The following is a 19,597-nucleotide window of genomic DNA, read 5'->3' on the forward strand; positions in this document are numbered from 1 at the left end:
GGGCTGGGGTCAGGCCGTGCGGGACGAGGCGGGGGTGCCTATCAGGGCGGTGCGGACGGTGGGCGGCTTGATCTGTGAGAAGCCGACCGAGTCGACGCTGAGGTGGGTGGTGGTGCCGTCGGGGGCGGTGACCTCCAGGACGTCGCCGACGGACAGGGGGCGGACGTCGGTGGGCCAGTCCTGGCCCTGGTCGTCGTAGGCCTGGCGGTTGCCGACGACGAACGCGGCGTTGGCTGCGGCGTCAGTGTCGGTCACGCGGTCAGTGGTGAAGGTCAGGCGCAGCGGGGTGTTGTCGGTGGTGGTGACCTCTGCGACCGGGTCACCGCTTTGGTAGCCGAAGAAGGGGAAGGGTCCGACGTTCACGTATGCGGTGACGGTGAACCCGTCCTGGGCCCCGGCCGGGACGGGCGCGGGCGCCGGGACGGCAACGGGGGCCGGAGCCGGAGTCGGGGCGGGTGTCTGCTCGGGGGCGTTGAGGCGGGCTCCCAGGGAGGCGAGGAGGGCGGTGATCGTGCGGGGGCGGGTCACGGCGGGTACTCCTGTCGGGGTGCGGCTGGTTGACGGGGGTGATGGTGGGGTGGCGGTCGGTTAGGCGGGCAAGGCGCGGCAGGGGGCGGTCGGGCCGCTGGCCGCGCAAGCGAGTGCGCCCCGGGTGTCCCGGGCGGGATGAGCGGGCGGCAAGGTGGCGGGGCGTGGCCGGCCCCCGGGGCTGGGACGGGGTGTCCCGGCCACCGGGGGCCGTGAAGGGGTGCTGCCTTGGTCAGCGGTGGTAGGCGGGACGGGCCGAGGGGCGGGGCGGCCCGGCATCCGGGGGACGGCTTCCCTCTTCCTGGGGAGGCAGGGATCTGTGGGAGTCAGTGATCGCGGATGGGCAGGTCGGGGCGGAGCTGGCGCAGATCGGCGGCGGTGACGTTCCTGGAGGCGCTGGCGATGGTGGTGAAGCGGGCACCGCACCCGGCGCCGGGCTCCTCCTCCCACCCGGAGACATCGGTGTGCCGGTCCACCTCGTGCACGAGAGTGGGCTTGTCGCAGTTTCCGCAGCGGGACTCGAAGTCACCGACGAGGAGTGTGGTGGTCAGCTCACTGGCTACAGGCGTGGGGGCGGGTGTGGTGTCCGGGGACTGGTCCAGGTGTGCGAGCTGCTTGACGAGCTCGATGAAAGTGTTGCTGCTGTGGGACTCGGACATGGCAGGGCTCCTCACATGACAGATCAGGAAAGGGCAGGGAAGAAGAGGGGCCGGGCCGCCCTGGGGGGGTGAGGGGCGGCCCGGCGGCCGGGGGCTCGACCGCCGCTGCCCCCGGGGGGTGAGGGCGGGGGCGGAACGTCCTTCCGGCACTGCCTACACTCCCCCGGCTGGGGGCAAGCCCCGCAACACCCCGACCCCTGCCCCTGCAGCCGGGCCGGGACCACCACCCGCCCGGTCGGCACGGGACGCGGACGGGGGCACGGCAGCAAAGCGGCCCCGCGCCCGAGAGGGGCGCGGGGCCGGGAGAGGCGGGGAGGTAAGCCGCGGGGCACGGTCGGCGGGGCCCGGAGTGGGGTGGTTCGCCTGCGGGGGGCTGAAAGGCGGCCGCGGGCTTGGGAAGGGCGAGGGGCCAGGAGACGCGGGCGCGGCACTACACGGCCACGTGGTGCTGCGGGAAAGCGGCCGACGGGCGCTGGGTTGGGGCCCCGGCAGACGCGCAGCGGTCCGGGGCACCGGTGAAGTGTGAAGGGGTCAGGCGGAGCGGGCCGGGGCGTAGGTGTCGGGGGCCAGGAGGATGAGTGCGGCGGCGATCGGCTCGATCAGGGCCGAGGGCAGGCACGACTCCTTCAGGGCTTGGAGAGCGTCGGCCGGGGCCATGTCGTTGACCTGGACCATGAGGTCGTAGTCGTCGGGGTCGTCGGACGCCTTGGCCCTAGCGGCCCGGCGTACCTCTTCGAACAAGGTGGCGGCGACATCGGCGGCCGTGGTGGTGGCGGGGCTGTCGATGTGCTTCTCGTACAGGAGGTAGCCCTCCTCGGCGCGGCTGTGACCGTCTGGGCCGTAGTAGTACCGGATGGCCTCGCGGGGGTCGCTCGGTGGCGCGGCAGGCACGTTCTCGTGCTGAACGAGCCTGCTCCAGGACTGCTTGACGTGCTCGGCGAGACCGGCGAGAGCGCGGTCCTGCGAGGAGTGGGCCGTGATCTCGTCGTCGTGCCAGTCCCAGCGGCGCAGGACCCAGACGGTGTGGAGTTGTGTGGGCGGCGCGGAGGTGTTGTCGGTGTCGATGCGGGCGGTGACGGTGGCGGGGTGCTGGATATGGGTGGTCAAGGAGGGTTCCTCGGGGTGTGGGGCGCTGCCCGGGGTGGGCGGGCGGCGCGGTGGCCAGGGGTTGGTCGGCCGAGGGAGCAGGGGTGGTCACCACTCCCCCGGGCCGGTGCACCGGACACTGCCGCCCCCGTAGGCAACCCTCGCAACACCCCCGCCCCTGCCCCTGCAGCCGGGCCGGGACCACCACCCGCCCGGCCGGCACGGGACGCGGACGGGGGCACGGCAGCAGAGCGGCCCCGCGCCCGAGAGGGGCGCGGGGCCGGGAGAGGCGGGGAGGTAGGCCGCAGGGCGCGGCCGGCGGGGTTACAGGACGTTGTCGTCGCAGTCGGCGTGGCCATCGGCGGTGACGTGGGCCCCAAAGCACTCCTCGTGCCCGTCCCCGGCCTGCGCTTCGATGGCGTTGTTGGCTTCGACGACAGTGGCGAGCTGTTCCTCGGTGGGGTAGTCGTCGAAGCTTTCGTCCATGGTGAGGAGGGCACCGGTCTCGGCGTCGATGACCTCGTAGCTCAAGCCGGGGTGGTTCTTCCACGTCAGGCGGTGTACTTCCACGCGACGGCCGTGGATGGTGTGTTCGCCGACCATCTGTTCCGAGGTGTTGCTCATGCTGGGGCCCTTTCAGCGGATGGTGGCCGGTACGCGGATGCGGTCCGGTCGGTAGACCGTGCACGGCGCTGGGGTAAGACCGGCAAGGGCATGGGGCCGACCGCAGGGCGGGTCCGACCTGGAGGCGGGAGTGGGTAGGGCAGGAGGCGGCCCCGGCACCGGCAGAAGCCGGGGCCGAGGCTCCAGGGCGCTGGCCGGACTGCGCGGGGCGGGAGTGAGCAGCAGTGCGGCAGGGATGATGAGCGCCACGCCGTCGACGCCCCACACCGCACACTCCGTCGTCGGTGGAGAGCTCAAGGCTAGAGCCTGTTTGCAGACCTCGAACTGGCAGGTGGCGCGGCAGCAATCCCAAACGGGCACATGGGGAAATCGTTCGGTCAACGGTCACGGTGACCGTTGACCGAACGAAATCGCTGGGCGGTCCCAGTCAGCGCAGCCTGTCATCCCAACAGCAGGAATCGCCCACCCATACCTGGTCGACCCTGTGAGCTGTGGCCTGGAGAATCACCTTCTTGCAGAACCAGCACATTTCCATTTCGGGATCAAATCCGTGCTCTTCAAGCACGCTGGCGACCTGCTCGTCGGTCGGGTACTTGTCGAACGATTCGTCCAGCGTCAGCACTTCGTCGGTGTCGCAGTGCACCAGGTCGAAGCTCCGGCCGCTGGTGTTGTGCCAGACCAGCTCATCGACGCGGAACCGCTGCCCGTCGACTTGGAACTCGGCGTGGGGGATCTTGACGGCAGGTGTTCTTTTCATAGTGATGATCGCCATTCGTGGTAGTTCGAGGTTCAAGAACAGGACCTTTAGCGTCCAGCGATGATGTTCTGAATGGCCTTGACGACGTGGGCGGTGTCCTGGGCGAGGTCGCGGTTGGTGGACTGGTAGAACTCGGTGAAGCTGCTGTCGTCGTCCTCGGTGTCGGGGTTGTAGACGGCTGCCCAGCCCTGGTGCTCGCTCGGGTGGTAGTGGATCTCGTTCTCCTTGGCCCGGTCGATGACGCCGCCAATCCTGATGACGCCGTGATCGCCGACGCGGACGGCGATGTAGTCACTGCCGCCGTCGCCGTCGGAGTGGGCGGCGATACCGGCGCAGTGAAGGGCGTTCTGCAGGAACCGCCCGGCGGTGAGATCAGACATGGTGGTGAAGTCCTTTCCGTCGTGTGGAGGGGTACGGCCACACCATGCGCACAGGTGAGGGCAACACCCGCAAACACACCGACACCGGACGCCAGGGGCGGCGATCGCGCGCCAGGACGTCGGCGCGTTGCCCGAGCCGGGGACCGTGGCAGGCGCCGCCGGGCCGGGACATGGCGGGCGGGCACGGCAGCCAGGACGGCGCGGAGGCAGAGGCGCTCCGCAGCCGGGAGGGCTGCGGGCAGCCAGAGGCGAACGGCCCTGGCCGGGCACACACGGAACGGCCCCCGGGCCGGGAGGGAGTCCCGGGCCGGGGGCTGTGAGGAGTGGCGGGGGTGGGTCAGCGACGGCTGGAGGCGCGGGACCCGGCGAGGTCGGTCAGGTGGGTGGGCTCGGGGACCGCTGAGAAGCCACTCCGCTCGACGCTGAGATGGATGATCCAGTGGTCCGGTCCGGTGACCTTGATGACATCGCCGACAGAGACGGACCGGATGTCGGCGGGCCAGGTCTGGCCCTTGTCGTCCGCACTCTGGCCATTGCCGACCTCGAAGGCGGCTTCCGCAGCCGCCTCATGGCCGCGGGTGCGGCCATTGGCGTTGAAGACCAGACGCAGGGGACTGCCATCGGTGCGAGTGGCTTCGGCAAGCAGGTGGTGGTGCTGGTAGCCGCCGAAGCTGTGGCAGGCGGTGTTCACGTAGACAGTGGCGATGTACACGGCCGGGGCAGGGGCAACGGCGGCGGTGTCGGTGTCGGGGTTGATGCGGGCGGTGACCGTCACAGGGTGGTTCATGGGGGTCGTCATGTCGGGTACTCCCATCAAAGCGGGGCGGGTTGACGGGAGTGACAGTGCGACAGCCGGGGCCTAGCCAGGCAACACACCCACGCCGGCAGCCACGAACAGAACAAGGCACGGGGACGGCTACCGGAGAGTGGCGGACCGGGCCGGACGGCAACACGACTCAGCCCCACACCCGGAACAGGCACAGGACCGACGGCCCGGCCCCGGCCCCGCAAGGAGCGGAACCGGCACCAGGCAGGGGGATTAATAGCATCTGCTACGAGACGAGCAGGACCAGGCCGAGCGTAGACAGCTACGGGCTACAGGACGGAGGGGACGCCTCAGAAGTCCGGCTGCTGGCGGGGCCGCAGGGGGACGGCCCCGGTGTCGGAGGCGACCACTGCGTCCGGGGTGTAGTCCAGGTACCGGGCAGTCAGCCAGAAGACGGAACCGTCGGTCCCGTAACGGTCGGCGCCGTTGTGGCGGGCGATGGCGATGGTGACGCCGTTCTCAGTCCTGGCGAAGGCGGGCTCCTCTTGCGACGCGTGCACCGAGGCCAGTACCTGGACCATCAGGTGATCCTTCGCAGTGTCCAGATCCGGCCCCAGACCCGACAGGCGTCCCCACGTCACCCGCCAGATGCCGTCCGGTTCCGTCGCGGGATGGATCTGTGCTTCGGGAAGGACCACGTCCACACGCGGCCCCGTGGCCGGGTCGTACACGGTGCTCGCGTCGGACAGCAGAGTGTCGGCGGGGTGCTCCTTGGCGGCATCGAGGTCCGTAGTAAGGGCTGCGCTGGGCTCCTTGGGGGTGTTCGCAGTGGTGCCGGGCGTCCTGCCGGTGGGGGTGTCCGGGTAGGTGGGGAGCGGCGTGTAGTGGTAGACGCTGGCCAGGTGTGCGGCCGGGCCGTCCGGGTGCCGGTCGTAGGTGCCGATCAGGCGGGCGCTGTCGAGGGTGGCGTAGTACGTTTCTGCGCCCCACGGGCGGTCGAGGACGACGACCACGGTGTGCCCGTCGGAGTCCAGGCCGAATGCGGGCTCGGTCGTGACCGTGTCGGCCATGGTGGTGAGCTGCGCTGCGAGGTCCGCGCGGGCGGCCCGCTGCGTGGAGCCGCGTCCGACGATCTTGTTGAACGTGACCGTCCACTGTTCGCCGCGGTGGGCGGGGCGTTGCGTGATGACGCCGGGCAGGGGGATGGACGTGTGGTCGGCGAGGTCGGTCATGAGGGTGCCTTTCTCCAGGGGTGAGGGCGGGGTGGTTGCGGCCCGGGGGCGGCGGCCGTGATGCACGGCACGGCCCCGGCGGGGGTGGGCGGCCGAGGGAGTAGGGGCGGTTACCACTGCCCCGGCCGGTGACCCGACACTGCCGGACGGACCGGCAAGCGATGCAACAGGCTGAGGGTGCGGGGCGGCGGCGGCCGGCGACCGGGTGGAGTTGGCCCTCGGCGGCCGGAGTGGACCGAGCGGGAACGGACCGGCGGCCCGAGGGACGCGGGTCCGGGCACTACGCCGGGCGCGAGCGAGACGGGCCGGGGACGGCGCGGTGCAGGCGCGCCCGCGGGTTGGCGCCGGGCCGGGGAAGTGGGCCGCACGCTGACGTCGGGCCGGGAGTGGGGCGGCCCCGCGCCGAGGACAGATGTCCGAGGCGCGGGGCCAAAGGGGCGGAATGCGAGGATGGGCGGGTCATCTGGCGGTCAGACGCCGGAGGAGGTGGGCGGCCCGCTCGTGCTGGCCGTCGGGGAGGGTGTGCTGGTCGATGGCCGCCTGGAGAAGACAGGTGATGAGGACGGCATCCTGGGTGTCGAGAGGCGGAACCGGGGCAGGCCGGGCCGGGGTGTTGGAGCCGTACGCATTCGGGACGCCGTGGGTGGTGAGTACGCGCTCCCAATCCTCACCATCGGGCCAATGACCGACGTGCACGGAGCCGTCGGAGTACAGGTCGGCGGAGAACAGGCAGAGGTCGGGCTTGTCGGCGCGTTCCACAGCAATGCTCACAGCGTCGTCATCGGGTGCGGCCACGGTGGTGAGCACACGGTTGTAGTCGTCGGTGATCAGGTAGAGCATGGCTTGTCCGTTCTAGGGCGTGGTCGCTGGGGTGGTGTGAACTGAGCCGACGGGGTCGGGGGTATGGCCCGGTCCCGCCGGGAGGTGATGGGTTTCAGGCGTGGGGCCAGTGGCGGTAGCGCTTGGGGGTGCGGGTCAGGTAGCGGGGGTAGGGGCTGGTCGGGGTGCGGTCGACGTCGGGTCGGCGGCGGGTGAGGTAGGGCGCGGTGTGGGGGGAGGCGAGAGGGAAGGGCAGGGGTGCGGAGCCCCGGCCGTAGGCGCCGGCGACCGGCTTGGCGGGGTCGGAGGAGTAGACGGTGGCCTTCGTCCACTGGTAGCGGCGGGGCAGTCGGCGCTGTCGGCAGCGGGTGATACGGGCACGGGCGGCACGAATGGTAGGCATCGGGGCAGGCTCCCTTTTGCTGGAGTGGGTGGTGGAGTGCGGCGGGGTGCACCGTGCGGGAGTTGGGGGTTAGCGCCGCAACACCGCCGGCGGCGCCAGACCTGCGATACGGCATGACGCACACGACCGCCGTGTAGCCCGACCAAACGCGACAGACCGGGCAGGGCGCCGGGGCGGGACGCTGCCGACAGCGGTCGGGTTCCTGGCCTCGTAGCGGGAACTGTGGACCGGGAGTGTGCGGCCGTGGCCCAGAACGGCGGCCGGGCAGCGAGGTATGCGACGGCGCTGGGCAGCGGCTGGCAAACGCCGAGACGAGCCGGAACACGGCACGGCCCCGCGCCTGGAATTCGCCAAACGACGCGGGGCTGGGAGGGAGCTACTCCTGGGAGGTGCCGTGCGTCTCAGTGAGGTAGGCAATCCAGTCGCGGAGCGCGTTCACGTCCTCATCGAAGTCACCGGTGGCGAAGAGCTGGGGCTCGTCCCCATAGTCATTGGTGAACAAGGCGTCCAGGGCACGGTGGGCGCTGACGAGGTGGGTTACGGAATTCTCCGCGCCGGTTTCACTGGTCGTGCCCCATATGAGGTTGGAGCCGTCGGCGAAGTGGTAGACAGCCCAGGACTCGTCTGTCGTCGTTTCGTCGGACTCGACGGTGCAGCGGAAACCCGCGGTGGCCAGGCGGGACAAGACGGTCTGGAAGGCGGTGATCTGACTGGGCTTCATGGACTGCTCCTTGCGATGGATGGTCTGCGTCACGCAGACGGGTCTCTCAGATCCGGTATGGGCCTGTGCCCGGTAGGCGGGTGGACGGTTGAGGGAACAGGTCGACGGGCACCGCCCCTGACCGGATAGCCAGACCGTGTCGGGCAGACCAGCAAGCGCCGCAAGCCCGCACTCCCGCCCAGATCGCCGGCTCCGGGAGGAGACCAGTTGATGGGGCAGGCAAGGTGGCGGCCAGCAGGAAGGTGCGGACCAAGCAGGGATCGGCCTTCGCGTGGTCATGGAACGGCCCCGGCACCCACAGGAGCGGGTGCCGGGGCCAGGTGAGAAGTGGGCATGGGGCGAAGGTGATGCGTCTGGCTTCTCTAGCGGAAGCGAGGGCCGGTACACATGGGCGGACTGGCGGCCTGTGCCGGGGAGCCGCAGACGCGGCCCTCGGCCCCTGCGCTGCTGATGTCAAAACGGTGGCTCGTCGAAAACGCCTGTCTGTCCGAGGGCGGGATTGTCATCCCATATGGGCGACTGGTTTGCGGTGGCGCGGCGGCGTGCGCTGAGCCATGTGCGCAGTTGGCCGAGGGAGTGCACGGGCCACAGGGGCAGGTACTCGAACACGACGCGGTGGGCAGGGCAGGTCGGGCAGGGGACGGCTGGCGTGACCGTTCCGTCGGGTGCGGTGCGTTCCCACCAGGGGAGGTAGCCGCTGCCGTGGCAGCGGCGGCAGGAGCGCCTGCCGCTGGTGGAGTACTTAGGGCCTCGTGACAGGGACAGAGTCTTGATGCCGGGGGTGTAGAGGAGTTCAAGGTACCCATACCGCCAGGCCCATTGGGCGGGGTGGTCAGGGTCGTCGTAGGGGTGGGCTGGTTCGGCGAACAGCACGAGCGGCTCCTGGACTGAGAGTTGGTTAGCCCCCGGATGCTGAGTGTTCCGATCCGGGTGTCCCAACCACCACATGTGGGAGGCCAAGCAGCGCAAGCCATGGTGGTGAACCGGGATCCCCGCGAGGCTGTGGGTGCCGGGATACTGGGCCGTGTGCCTGCAACGTCCGGCGCGCCATTGCCTAGGTGCCGACGGGTGCGGAGGCAGGGTGAGTGAGGCGGGGCCGGGGGCAGGTACCGGGTTCCGCGTCAGATGTCAGTCGTCTCACCCGGCCTCTGCGCTGTGGGCGCTTTCGCGTAGGGCGGTCAGTCGGCTGCGCTGGCGGCCGATGCCCAGGTGAGCCAGCGGGGTGCGGGCGTTCGGCCAGACGCAGACAGCCCGCTTCGTGTATTCACCTGGGGTGAGCAGCACTACATTGGCGTCGAGCAACCCCAGATCGACGGCTTGAGCCTGCAGGTCGTCGACAGTGATGCTGTCCTTGTCTGTCCACGTGTGGTCGTACGGTTCGATGACCTGATCCAGTGGCAGGAAGCCGTGAAGGGCGCTGAGTACCAGGATGGTGCCGCCTTGGGCAGTGAGGGCGTCGGCGGTACGGCGGGCGTGTTTGTGAAGCGATCCCGTATAGAGCCGCCCTGCTGCGGCTGGGTGGCTAGTCTTCGCGGCGGAGCAGGGGATGACGACGACCAGGCCGGATGTGGGCTGGGGCGCCGAGTGGGCGTCATTGAACAAGGCCAGTTGCTCACCGTGCTTGTTGGTGACCGGCCAGCGTGAGGCCGGGGCCTTGAGCTGGTCGGCGCTGTCGAGAAGTTGCCGGGCGGTATCGGGGTCATAAGTGTCGCGGATCTCTACCCATCCGTATTCGCCCAGCACTCCACCTAGGGTCTCGGCCTGCTCCCACAGGGGCAGACTGGGGTCTACCTCGGGTACGACGATGTCCTGCGGGCCGGCTAGGACCTCAACGATCCTGCGGAAGGCGGTGGCACGAAAGTAGGCGGCAGCGCGGGGCGCCCGGGCACCCAGGCCCTCGAAGTGGTCGGTGTGCTGGGGCTTGCGGGCACACTGGCTGTACATGCGTGCGGCCCAGCTGGCCAGCTGCTCAGCGTGGTCCAGGACACGGGGGAGCGCGGCAGCGTAGCGGGCTACCGCATCGGGACGGCCTGTAATGCGCAGCGCGCGCCCGGAGCGGTCCAGGTGGCGGGCGTCCAGTCCGAACCGGGCGGCTATGGCGACGGCTGCTTCGTGCCGCTGCGGACCGCGGCCCACGGCGTAGGGGAAATCGAGGCGGACTGCTGCGCGGCCTCTGGCCTGAAGCTGTAAGCGGTCGATGCTGACGTACCGTGCGCATCGTGCGGCGTAAGTGGCGGCGCGCTTCGCTCCCCAGCCGGTGTCTTGCAGCGGTCGGCGGGCGGTGGTGGGGCGTGCTTGGGGCGTGGTCACGGGCGGGTCCCCTTGGGTGTTCATGCGCAAAGAAGCTGCGCTTGTGGAGGTTGGGCGGTTGGGGGCGGGTCGGTCGGACATCACGACCAGCCGGTGACCGGAAGATGACGGAGCGACGGCCAAGGGCCGCAACGGCGCGGCGGATGTGCGCGGCCGGCGTGCCTGCGGAGTGCGGGGGTGCCGGGCGACCCCGGCTCCGCGTTTGCGGAGCCGGGGTCGGGGTCGGGGAGCAAGGGATGGCGTCAGTGTGAGCGGTGCATGCTGGGCGGCGGGGTGTCTGGGGTCGTGTCAGGCGGACAGGACGGCCTGGACGCGTTGGGCGAGCCAGCGGGCGACGTTGACGGGTACGGCATTCCCGACCTGGAGGCGCTTGTCGTGCTCAGTTCCGGCGAACTTGTGCTCTTCGGGGAATCCCTGGCAGCGGGCCTTCTCCTGGGTCGTGAGGGGCCTGTACTCGCAGTCGTCGATGGTCAGGCTGGCGGTCGGCCGTACCAGGTAGTGGTGGCCTCCTCCCTGTGCCGAGAGGGTGCCGATGGGGTCATCCAGCGAGGACGCCGAGCAGTGGTTTCGCAGGGTGGCAATGAAGGGCTTGCCGCGGTACCTCTCCAGCCCGGCGGCGACGCGGTCGCGTGTGGCTTGCCCGTAGGGCGTGCGCGTGGTGCGCTGCTTGCCCTTGAAGTAGCCGTCACCGAAGCGGTCACCGGATATGTCGGGGTCGATTACCTCCCCGATTCCTCGGATGACGGGCTCGACTCGGGCACGGCAGCGCCGGTCGGGGCACACGTAGTGGTACTGGCGGTTGCGGCCGTACTCACCCACCGGGAAGTTGGGGTTCTTCTTCCAGCGCTGGACACCTTCGACAGGGCCACAGGTGGGGCAGATCGCGTCACAGGTCGGCCGGAGATCGGGGAGGCCGTTTTCGGCGACTACGTCGTTGCGCAGGAAGCACCACACCAGCCGGTCCCGGGACTGAGGCAGGGGCCGTGCGCCAGAGACCTTGAGGTGGGCGGCGTTGACTGATGCGAGCGTGGGTGTGTAGCCGAGGGCGCCCCAGACCCCGAGCCATGCCTTGAAGAGCGGGGAGTTGCCGAAGGCGGGAACGTTCTCACCGACGTAGGCGAGGGGGCGGTGGAACTCTGCGTAGCGGACGGGCTCCCACATGGTGATGCGGGTCTGAGGCCAGTCCGGGCCCGGCTTCGGGCGGCCGTTCTCGTCCAGCTCGATCGCGGCACGCGGTGCGGCCTTGCCGCTGTTCGGAGACGCTTCGGTGCAGATGGGCGATGCGACCAGAACGTCGGCCGTCGGGACGTTGCGCATGTCAATGCTCTGCACGTCGGCCTCCTTGACGAGCAGACCTGGCCAATTGTCCCGGGCAGTCCGCGCGGACGCCGGATGGTGATTCGCGGCGTACAAGGACTTGAATCCGGCCTGGGTGAAGCCACGCATGTCACCGCAGCCGCCGGTGAAGAAGTGAACAGAGGTGTAAGAGGGCTTGATGCCGAACTGAGCAGCCATCGCAGGAAGGCCCTTTCCGGACGGTAGGGAGTGAATGGAAGGGGCGGGTTGGTGGGCACCGATCCCCTGGTGACCGGACCTTGACGGGCTGATGGGCAAGGGGCGCAACACGACAGAGGGCGTGCACCGTGATGGCGGCCCGGAGCATGCGTGCGGCCCCCGGGCTGATCGTCCGGGGGCCGCACGGTGGGGTGTGCCGGTCAAGCTTCAGGATGCTGGCGGCGAGGGGAGACTGGCCTGGCATCGGCCGTCGGCCGCTAAGCCTGTAGTGTCCGGTCAGCTCAGGGAAGTGATGACCTCGGCGCCCAGATCCATGTGGCGGATGCACACGAACACGGCGGGGTCGGCCTCGATGCTGTAGAGCATTCCGAGGCCTTCCGTACCGGAGCCGACAACGCACGTAGGCTGCTCGACCCAGTCGGGGAGTTCCGTGAAGCGAAACCCGTCCGGCACCGGATACTCCGTCACGGCGGCTTGAGGGCTTTGCTGGTTCTCGTCGGGCGTCGGCATGACCCAGCAGGGTTCGACGGCGGACGACGGGATCGCGGCTACGTCAGATTCGGTCGAACGGAGATCGTTAGCTCGGTAGTGGGAGGCTCCAGAATTGAGCACGGGCGCAGCATGGTTATCGGTCATGTTCTGTCTTTCCGGGTGGTTGCCTATCCCCAGGTACCGGCGGGGGCCCGATTGCCGAGCACGGGTGCGGCAAACGCAGGTGCCGCGGCTGGGGAGGGTGGCAGTGTCCTTGTGGGGACGGTAAGCCGTGCAAGCACGGGGCTGCGCCGGCCGCAGCCGTGAGGTGGCAAGCACCTGCGATGCGGGAGCTGAGCGGAGGACCGGATCACCTTGCCGGGCCGCAGCAAACAGCGGCGCCCCGGTCGGAGAACCGGGGCGCCGCAGTGGGGCAGGATAGTTCTAGACGGCGCGGGTGAGGCTGCCCTTGGGGGCCTTCGTCACTACGGTGACGCCCTCCTTGAGCCTCTTCCGACCCGCGACCAGATCCTTGAAGTTCTGCCCGGCTCGGAAGCGGGGCACGTGGGTCTTCTTGACTCGGATCCGCTGGCCCGTCTGCGGGTTCCTGGCGTACCGGGCAGGGCGGACGACCTTCTCGATTGAGCCGAATCCGGTGACGGAGACGCGCTCACTCCTGACGACCGCTCGCACCATCGCGTCGAGCACGGCTTCAACGGCGTCGGTGGCCTGCTGGCGGCCGCCCATCTTCTCGGTAATGGCTTCAATCAGTTGGGCCTTGTTCATGGCCGGGTCCTTTCATGGTGGTGTCAACGAAGGTGTCGCAGTCGGCTGCTGCAAACCGGCTGGTGAGGTGGATCGTGTGGCTCGGCTGGGTTAGCTCCGCAACATTCGCCGTTGGTGGTGGCTGTCCGGGCTTGACGCTCTGCGGGCCCGCGGCGCTCCGTGTCGGGAGGGGAGTGCGGGTGTTCGCCTGGCCGCACGGGAGGAACGGGAGCGCGCTGCTGTTCAGGGCGCGGGTACGGGACAGCCCCGGCGTCGCGGGGGCGGCGCCGGGGCGAAGGACGGTGGGATCGTGTCAGGGGGCGGATCGCGCGTTGGCGGCGGCCATATAGGCGGTCTGGACCTCGTCGGGCCACTCGATCTCGCCGCAGAAGATGCAGTGTTCCCAGGGGCCGCCGTGGTCGCAGCGCGGCGCACGATGGAGGACATGTACCGGGGACGCGCTGGTGAAGTGGCTCGTCCGAATCGGGTCGGCCCGCTGATGGTGGACGTTAAAGCTGCCGTCGACGCAGTCCCAGACATACGAGACGGTCACCTCACGGCTGTAGCACTTGTCGCGGTTGTGGTGGGCGATGTAGCGGTCGCCGATGCCGAGCGTGGAGGCTGGTTGCCTGCCGATGCCGAAGGCTTCAGCAGCCGTCTTGCGGAGTGCGCGGTGAGTGACGTAGGCGAGGGCGTCCGGCTTGCACGTACCGGCGCGGTTCGGGCGGCCTTCGAGGTAGATGGTGATGGCGTCGGTGAAGCTGTCCCGGTGAATCTTGCTGACGGTCACTTCGAGGGGCTTCCGGTCAGGACCCGTGGCCAGGTAGCGGTCGCCGACGCCGAGTGTGTGCGCGGGCTGTCGTCCGGTGGTGAGTGGCATGTGCAGGGCCTCCGGTGTGTGAGTGTCGGTTCGGAGTCGGGGCGGATCTGCTGTGCTGGCGGGATGGATTGGGCCAGGGCAACCTGGCAGGTGATGGCCTTGAGGGTGGGGTTGCTGTCACCACTGCCCTGGCCGCTGGCTGGAGAGTGCTGCAGGGGTGGGTAAGCCGCGCAAGGTCCACTCACTCGGAGGTGTCGCAGAGCGGTTGCTGGGCACCGCGTAGGGCTGTCGCCGGGCCGTTGCCGACTGGTGTGGACGGAGTGGGACGAGGGCAGCCCCGACACCGTGGGGGTGCCGGGGCCGGGGATCCTGCGGTCAAGGTCTAGCCAGCGCAGCCTGCGGCCGGAGGCGGAGGTGCGAGCTTGACGGGGTTGAGCTGGCCGGTCTGTGCTAGCGGTAGGAATGGGCGTGAGCGATCAGGGCGATGCGAGCACCGTGCATCTGGCCGCGTGCGAGGTAGTCACCGTGCCGGGTGCGCTCCGCCTGATCGGGGTTCAGTCCGATGCGGCGCAGCCAGGAGCTGAGACCCTTGTCGTTGCTGCCGAGGCGGATGTGCAGGTACAGCAGAGTGTCGGTGACTGGCTGGCTGATGAACACCTGTGGGAGGTCTACGAGTTCGGCATGAGCCTGGCCGGCCGGCGTCGTCGGGGCGGGCAGGATGAAGCAGTGGTCGTAGGAGAAGTGCTTCTTGTTGTCGCGGTCACTCCATTTGCTGGCCCACTCGGTTTCGGTCTTGGTGCCCGGGGCCGGGGGCCTGACCGAAATGTGGAGGTGGCCGGGGTGGCCGAGGTCGAGCTGGCAGAAGGAACCGCCGCGGCGATCGTTGCACGGGCCGGGGTCGGTGTTGTCGAGGAGGGCTTGGACGGCAGCGGCCGGGGTGCCGAGTGCTGCAAGGTGCGCAGTCATGCGGTCGAGCGCTTCCTGCGCCTGCTGCAGTGCAGTGAGGTCAGAAGCCATGGAGGTGGGTCCTCTCGCGGGTGCTGCCCCGCCGCCAAGCGGCGGCTCGGGGTGGCAGCACGCTGGCCCATGGCCACACAAGCCCGGCAACCTGTCGCTCACGTGGCGAGACGGGTCCTGTGGGCTGGTAGCGCAGCGCGGGAGTGTCGGCCGTGCCAGACGTGAAGTGCGCTTTTGCGGGAGCGGCGCGGCCCCGGGACCGCTGAGGCGGTGCCGGGGCCAAGGGGTTGGGTGCGCTGTCGCGACCCCGGGCCTGGAGAGCCCGGGGCCGCGCGACGTGGTGCTGGTCAGGCCTCGTCCTGGCTGCGTACGGGGAGGTCGGGACGCAGCTCGTGCAGGTCTTCGGCTGAGAGGTCCCACGAGAGGCTGGCGGTGTTCACGAACCGAGCTCCACACCCGGCGCCGGGCTTCGCCTGGTATCCGGAGATGTCGGTGTGGCGGTACGCGCTGGGAAGGGTGGGCTTGTTGCAGTTTCCGCAGCAGGATTCGGACCAGTCGATGCAGAGGGTCGCCGTGATCTCGGTAGCGGTTGTCCGTAGCGCCGCAGGAGGCTCCTGGGTGGCGGCCGGTTGGTTGGCGATGGGGAGCGCCGGATAGGCGTCGGTGGTGTACCCCAGGGTGTGGTCACGGACCGTGCAGCGCTCGCCTGGGTCGAACTCCATGGCGTCGATGCTGGTGGGGTGGCCGCAGTTGGTGCACCGCCACTGGGCTTCGGGAGCGTCCCAAGCAGGATCGGGTTGCTGGTCGTCGCGGTAGGAGCCGACCGAGCACTGGGAGCAGGTGAGGGTTATGAACACGGGAGCTTGGATCGCGTGACGGGTGTCGTCGGCGCTGGTCGGGATCGCGGTTGTGGTCAGGGTGACCGGGCGCGGGGAAGGGGCAGGCATCGTTCTCCTCAAGAGCGGGCGGGACGGTGGGGAGGGCGCGCGACGCGTTGGTCTGCGCAAGAGGGCCGGGATGCGCGGGACGATCGGATGGGAGCAGCAGCCGCATCCCTGCCGGCGGAACTCTTCGGTTCACGGACGGCGGTCGGTGGCCGACGAGCTGACTCTCTGCCAGGACTGGGTAAGCCCCGCAACAGGCTCGGCAATCCCCCTGTATCTCCTGAGGGCGCCGACGGAGCGGAAACATGCGAACGGCCCCCGCACTGTGGTGAGTGCGGGGGCCGGGGCAGCGGGCAGAGCTCTACGTGGCCTACTCAGCGCGGGGCGTGGAGCCGGGCACGGTGTGCGCGAGGGCGTAGACCGTGGTGTCGGCGTCGATCTCGTAGGCGTCACCGGTTGCGGTCACTACCCGGATCCAGGTGATGCGGGGCCGGTCTATCGTCCCCGGGCGTGTCCCCTGGGCGGAGTGCGCGACAGGGAACTCCATGGGGCCCAGGTTGGCAGGGTGCAGGGCTAGGACCGCGCCGGTGGGGATGTCCTCGGCTCGGATGGGGACGAGCGGGCCCTGCTGGTACTTGTAGCAGCGGCAGCGGGAGGCGGTGCAGCGGGTCGGTCCGTAGAGTCCTGCGGTGTGACCGGTGTCCAGGTGCGGGCAGCAGCGTGCGGGCTGGGGGTGGGTGCCGCTGTTCTCTTGCCAGTGCAGCCTGTTGGCCTCGGCACGCTGGTCAACGGCCCTGAGGGCCGCGCGGACGGCGGAGGCCCGGTCCTCCCATCCGCCGGTGATCTCTTCGCGGCTCTCGGTGGTGATGTTCCAGAACACAGACCAGCCGAAGACCGTGGGGCCGGAGGCGGCAAAGCCAGTCGGCCGGTAGGTACTGAATGAGAGCCCGCGGTGGGTGAAGTCCCAGCCCGTGGCGGGGGCCGTGGCGGCGTGGAACCTCGGTAGCGGTCGCGGCCGGGCCGTGCTGGTGGCAGCGGTGGTGGGTGTGCTCATGCAGGTGTCTCTCTTCCTGCTCGGAGGGGCGCCGAGGGGCGGCTGTGAGGTGTGTGTCGATGGGCCCGGTGCGCGTGCTCCGGGGTCCGGGCCGCACCATGACGTGGCCGTTGGCAAGCCTCGCAAGTCCACGACGCTGTGGGCGGGAGAGCTGGAGAGGGCTGGGATGCGCTCCCGTCCTGCCCTTGTGCCCGGTGCGTGGCGGAGTGAGCCCGCAGGCTCGGTGAGGTGGGTGGTGTTGGTCGCGCACGTGCTTCGGCCCCGGGCGCTGGGCGCTCCGGGGCCGATGTCACAGGTGGCCTGTCAGTGGTAGGCGACGTGGTTGTACCGCTCGGTCAGTGCGTCCTGGACGGCGTCCTCGGCGTTGGCTGCCAGACCTTCGGTGACCTCGACGAGTGCCGCTGTGTAGAGGCCGTGGGTGCGGAAGTCGGTGGTGTTGGTGTCGCTGCTCCACTGGTCGGCGAGTGTCGTGGCGTCGGGGTGGTGGATGCGCGCCAGGGCGCCGAGCAGGATCGTTTCCGCGTTCTGGCGGTCGGTAGGGAAGGGTCCGCCACCAGCGACGACCTGGGCGTCGGTGTCGTCGACGCGGGCCACGACCCATGTCCAGGCCTTGGCCAGTTGGTTGGTGAAGAGGGCGGGCATGTGTTGCTCCCACGCCTCCTGGGTGGTCTGGCCGGGTGCGACGGGAAGGACGTGGGCGCTGTAGATCCCGGCGTAGGCGGAGTGGGCGAGCGCTGCGGTCTCGGGGGTCGGGAGGGCCTGGAGCGCGTGGGCCACCTGCTGGGCGTCGGTCTCGTATGTCGTCTGTTCGCCGAGGAGCGTGACGAAGTCGGACGCCTTCTCTCGTGCCTCTTCGAAGTCGGTGAGGGTGTCGAAGCCGATCGCCGGGACGGGCTGTCCGCCGGGGGTGGTAACCGTCACGGCCCAGGACCAGGCGGGAGTGGCGGGGGTCATGTGAACTCTCCTTCGTTCGTTGCGGAGTGCGGTGACGGGAGGACGGTGGCCCGGCGCGGGCTAAGCTCCGCAACTGCTGTGAGCGGTTGCATGGAGCGCAGAAGCTGCCCCGCACCCTGGAGGGGTACGGGGCAGGAAAGGGGGACGCGTGGGGTCCAACTCTCGGCGGGGTCAGCGGTTGCTCAGCTCGGTGAGGCCTTCGAGCGCGTGCATCAGGTAGGGGATAGGGAGGGTGAAGTCCCCCGTGATGCTGCCGTCGGGCTGCACCCTGATGCGCTGGGTGGCCCGGTAGAGATGGCGCGTGTGGGTGCTGGGGGTGGTCTCCGCCAGGGGAAAGTCGAAGATGTCTCCGAAGTGAACCCGTCCCCTGCTGGTGAATACCTCGACGGCTCCCTGGTGAAGGCCGGTGAAGTGGGCCTGGGCGGTGGATCCGTCGATGAGCTGGATGGTCACACGGCCTCCGTCCGGCAGGTCGGCGACCAGGTGGGACCAGGGTGCTTCCTCGTTGTGGAGCTCGCGGCGCAGGAGCGGCTGGATCTGGATCAGGAGGCAGGCGGTCAGGGTGCGGTAGGCATCGCGGGCGGCGTGCCAGGCCATCTGGGCTGCGTGCTGATGGGTCTCTGGTGTGTAGGTCACGATCGGCTTCTCCTTGCAAGGGAATTCGTTGCCTCTGGGGCGTGGAGGGTGACCGTCGGGCTCGTGTCGGTTAGGCCGGCAACGGCTTGCGATCAGGGACTGGAGGGACCAGCCGGGCCAAGTGGTGAAACCTCGGAGAGGCCCCACACCGTGTGTGGGGCCTCTCGCATGTGGATCAGTGGACTGCGTCCAGCGGTCCGGCACGCCTCGTCGAGTGGTCGTCAGCGGGGACGGGCCTACTACGCCGGGGCGTGGCTGGGGTCCAAGGCGTGGAACGACTCGGTTCCGCGCATCTCCACCTCCCAGCCGCGGTGCGCGAAGGTCTCGGCAGCCGCGCGGGTGACCTCCTCGCGGGACTCCCGGTCGAGTCCCCGCTTGCTGATCACATCGATCTGAATCCAGCCGGGGCGCCAGGACACGGGGCTGGGTGTCACGTAGCCGGGTACGACCGCCTGCGGCCGTGAGGCGGCGTGGGTGAAGCCCGCTTCGTACAGAACACTGACGGCACGGTCGACGGGACCGGCGCTCTCGGGCACAGGGAAGAGCACGTAGCTCTGGACGCGGATCGTCCCGCCGCGATTTGCGGTGGGTTCCTGTTCCGTGGCCGCGAATCCGTGGCGGCGCAGCTCGGCGATGGCCGCGCGCTTGAGGGCGGGCGTGGCGGTCGGGAAGGTGAGGAGCGTGAACTCGGCGTGCTCGTCGCTGTCGTCCTGGGCGTAGAAGAAGCCCGGGTTCCCGGTGGGGTAGCCGCTGACCGTGAAGCCGGGCACGGCAAGGAGGAGCTGGGTGATCTCCCCGGCGGTGGCGTCGGGGGAGATCGCGGTGGGCTTGATCGGTCCGGCCTGGTGGGAGGGTCCCTTGACGTTGATGCCGAGCCTGGTGAACCAGCCGGTGAGCAGGTCCACGACGTCGGCGCCGTCCCAGCTGCCGTCGGCGTCCTCGATCGCCTTGACGTCGTCGAAGAGGTCGGCGATGGCCTTGCCTTCGGGGATGGTCGGGTCGTAGTTGAGAGTGTTGGGCACCGTCTTGTCCTTCGTAGGTGGTCTGTGAATGCCTGCGGGTGTCTCGGGTCTCGGAGGAGCTGCCGGAGTGCCTGGCGGGATGGACGGTGGCCTGGGGCGGGGTTAGCCCTGCAACCTCGCGGAACGCTCGGCGGTAGCTGGGATAGAAGTCGGCCCGACATGCGGCAGGTCCGCCCGGCCGAGGCGGCGGGGCGGGCCCTGGGGTATCCGGTTTGTGCGGGGAACGGCGTACAC

Annotated in this window: 21 protein-coding genes and 1 pseudogene; all 22 read right to left on the reverse strand. The window is 69.6% G+C overall.

From position 1 onward, the window contains the following. Nucleotides 1-9: 9 nt before the first annotated feature. A complete protein-coding gene (locus ACFYNX_RS26345; protein ID WP_388664702.1) occupies nucleotides 10-528 on the reverse strand; it encodes a hypothetical protein in 519 nt (172 codons plus the stop codon). Nucleotides 529-854: 326 nt separating this feature from the next. Continuing rightward, nucleotides 855-1,187: a hypothetical protein gene (locus ACFYNX_RS26350; RefSeq protein WP_388664704.1), complete on the reverse strand. Its 333-nt coding sequence runs from the start codon at nucleotides 1,185-1,187 to the stop codon at nucleotides 855-857. Between the two features lie 531 nt (nucleotides 1,188-1,718). Further along, on the reverse strand, nucleotides 1,719-2,294 hold the full coding sequence (locus ACFYNX_RS26355; protein ID WP_388664706.1) for a hypothetical protein: 576 nt from the start codon (nucleotides 2,292-2,294) through the stop codon (nucleotides 1,719-1,721). A gap of 303 nt (nucleotides 2,295-2,597) precedes the next feature. Next, on the reverse strand, nucleotides 2,598-2,897 hold the full coding sequence (locus tag ACFYNX_RS26360) for a hypothetical protein (RefSeq protein ID WP_388664708.1): 300 nt from the start codon (nucleotides 2,895-2,897) through the stop codon (nucleotides 2,598-2,600). Nucleotides 2,898-3,324: 427 nt separating this feature from the next. Next, on the reverse strand, nucleotides 3,325-3,669 hold the full coding sequence (locus ACFYNX_RS26365) for a hypothetical protein (protein ID WP_388664710.1): 345 nt from the start codon (nucleotides 3,667-3,669) through the stop codon (nucleotides 3,325-3,327). Between the two features lie 32 nt (nucleotides 3,670-3,701). Further along, entirely contained in the window at nucleotides 3,702-4,034 is a 333-nt protein-coding gene (locus ACFYNX_RS26370; RefSeq protein ID WP_388664712.1) for a hypothetical protein, read from the reverse strand. A gap of 337 nt (nucleotides 4,035-4,371) precedes the next feature. Beyond that, complete coding sequence (locus tag ACFYNX_RS26375) at nucleotides 4,372-4,833, reverse strand: hypothetical protein (protein WP_388664714.1); 462 nt, start codon at nucleotides 4,831-4,833, stop codon at nucleotides 4,372-4,374. A gap of 317 nt (nucleotides 4,834-5,150) precedes the next feature. After that, the gene (locus ACFYNX_RS26380) at nucleotides 5,151-6,032 is read right to left on the reverse strand and encodes a hypothetical protein (RefSeq protein WP_388664716.1); all 882 of its coding nucleotides are present in this window, start codon (nucleotides 6,030-6,032) and stop codon (nucleotides 5,151-5,153) included. Nucleotides 6,033-6,491: 459 nt separating this feature from the next. Then, nucleotides 6,492-6,872: a hypothetical protein gene (locus ACFYNX_RS26385; RefSeq protein ID WP_388664718.1), complete on the reverse strand. Its 381-nt coding sequence runs from the start codon at nucleotides 6,870-6,872 to the stop codon at nucleotides 6,492-6,494. A 94-nt stretch (nucleotides 6,873-6,966) separates the two neighbouring features. Continuing rightward, nucleotides 6,967-7,254, reverse strand: coding sequence for a hypothetical protein (locus ACFYNX_RS26390; RefSeq protein ID WP_388664720.1), 288 nt, complete (start codon nucleotides 7,252-7,254; stop codon nucleotides 6,967-6,969). A gap of 376 nt (nucleotides 7,255-7,630) precedes the next feature. Further along, on the reverse strand, nucleotides 7,631-8,008 hold the full coding sequence (locus tag ACFYNX_RS26395; RefSeq protein WP_388664722.1) for a hypothetical protein: 378 nt from the start codon (nucleotides 8,006-8,008) through the stop codon (nucleotides 7,631-7,633). A gap of 1,104 nt (nucleotides 8,009-9,112) precedes the next feature. Next, on the reverse strand, nucleotides 9,113-10,285 hold the full coding sequence (locus ACFYNX_RS26400) for a DUF6884 domain-containing protein (protein ID WP_388664724.1): 1,173 nt from the start codon (nucleotides 10,283-10,285) through the stop codon (nucleotides 9,113-9,115). 288 nt (nucleotides 10,286-10,573) lie between these two features. Continuing rightward, on the reverse strand, nucleotides 10,574-11,800 hold the full coding sequence (locus ACFYNX_RS26405) for a DNA cytosine methyltransferase (RefSeq protein WP_388664726.1): 1,227 nt from the start codon (nucleotides 11,798-11,800) through the stop codon (nucleotides 10,574-10,576). A 276-nt stretch (nucleotides 11,801-12,076) separates the two neighbouring features. Continuing rightward, nucleotides 12,077-12,310, reverse strand: coding sequence for a hypothetical protein (locus ACFYNX_RS26410; protein WP_388664728.1), 234 nt, complete (start codon nucleotides 12,308-12,310; stop codon nucleotides 12,077-12,079). 417 nt (nucleotides 12,311-12,727) lie between these two features. After that, nucleotides 12,728-13,057 (reverse strand): annotated as a pseudogene (locus tag ACFYNX_RS26415) (HU family DNA-binding protein); the annotation flags it as partial. A 292-nt stretch (nucleotides 13,058-13,349) separates the two neighbouring features. Further along, nucleotides 13,350-13,916, reverse strand: coding sequence for a hypothetical protein (locus ACFYNX_RS26420; RefSeq protein WP_388664730.1), 567 nt, complete (start codon nucleotides 13,914-13,916; stop codon nucleotides 13,350-13,352). 390 nt (nucleotides 13,917-14,306) lie between these two features. Next, nucleotides 14,307-14,873 carry a hypothetical protein gene (locus ACFYNX_RS26425; RefSeq protein WP_388664732.1) on the reverse strand — a complete coding sequence of 189 codons (567 nt, stop codon included), beginning with the start codon at nucleotides 14,871-14,873 and terminating at the stop codon, nucleotides 14,307-14,309. 287 nt (nucleotides 14,874-15,160) lie between these two features. Continuing rightward, nucleotides 15,161-15,760, reverse strand: a complete 600-nt coding sequence (locus ACFYNX_RS26430) for a hypothetical protein (RefSeq protein WP_388664734.1) — start codon at nucleotides 15,758-15,760, stop codon at nucleotides 15,161-15,163. A 307-nt stretch (nucleotides 15,761-16,067) separates the two neighbouring features. Continuing rightward, on the reverse strand, nucleotides 16,068-16,751 hold the full coding sequence (locus ACFYNX_RS26435; protein WP_388664736.1) for a hypothetical protein: 684 nt from the start codon (nucleotides 16,749-16,751) through the stop codon (nucleotides 16,068-16,070). Between the two features lie 303 nt (nucleotides 16,752-17,054). Further along, a complete protein-coding gene (locus ACFYNX_RS26440) occupies nucleotides 17,055-17,705 on the reverse strand; it encodes a hypothetical protein (protein WP_388664738.1) in 651 nt (216 codons plus the stop codon). 171 nt (nucleotides 17,706-17,876) lie between these two features. Then, the gene (locus tag ACFYNX_RS26445) at nucleotides 17,877-18,341 is read right to left on the reverse strand and encodes a hypothetical protein (RefSeq protein ID WP_388664740.1); all 465 of its coding nucleotides are present in this window, start codon (nucleotides 18,339-18,341) and stop codon (nucleotides 17,877-17,879) included. Nucleotides 18,342-18,580: 239 nt separating this feature from the next. Next, nucleotides 18,581-19,363: a hypothetical protein gene (locus ACFYNX_RS26450; protein WP_388664742.1), complete on the reverse strand. Its 783-nt coding sequence runs from the start codon at nucleotides 19,361-19,363 to the stop codon at nucleotides 18,581-18,583. Nucleotides 19,364-19,597 lie beyond the last annotated feature (234 nt).

Source organism: Streptomyces sp. NPDC007872 (assembly GCF_042868165.1).
In the GTDB taxonomy this organism is placed as follows: domain Bacteria; phylum Actinomycetota; class Actinomycetes; order Streptomycetales; family Streptomycetaceae; genus Streptomyces.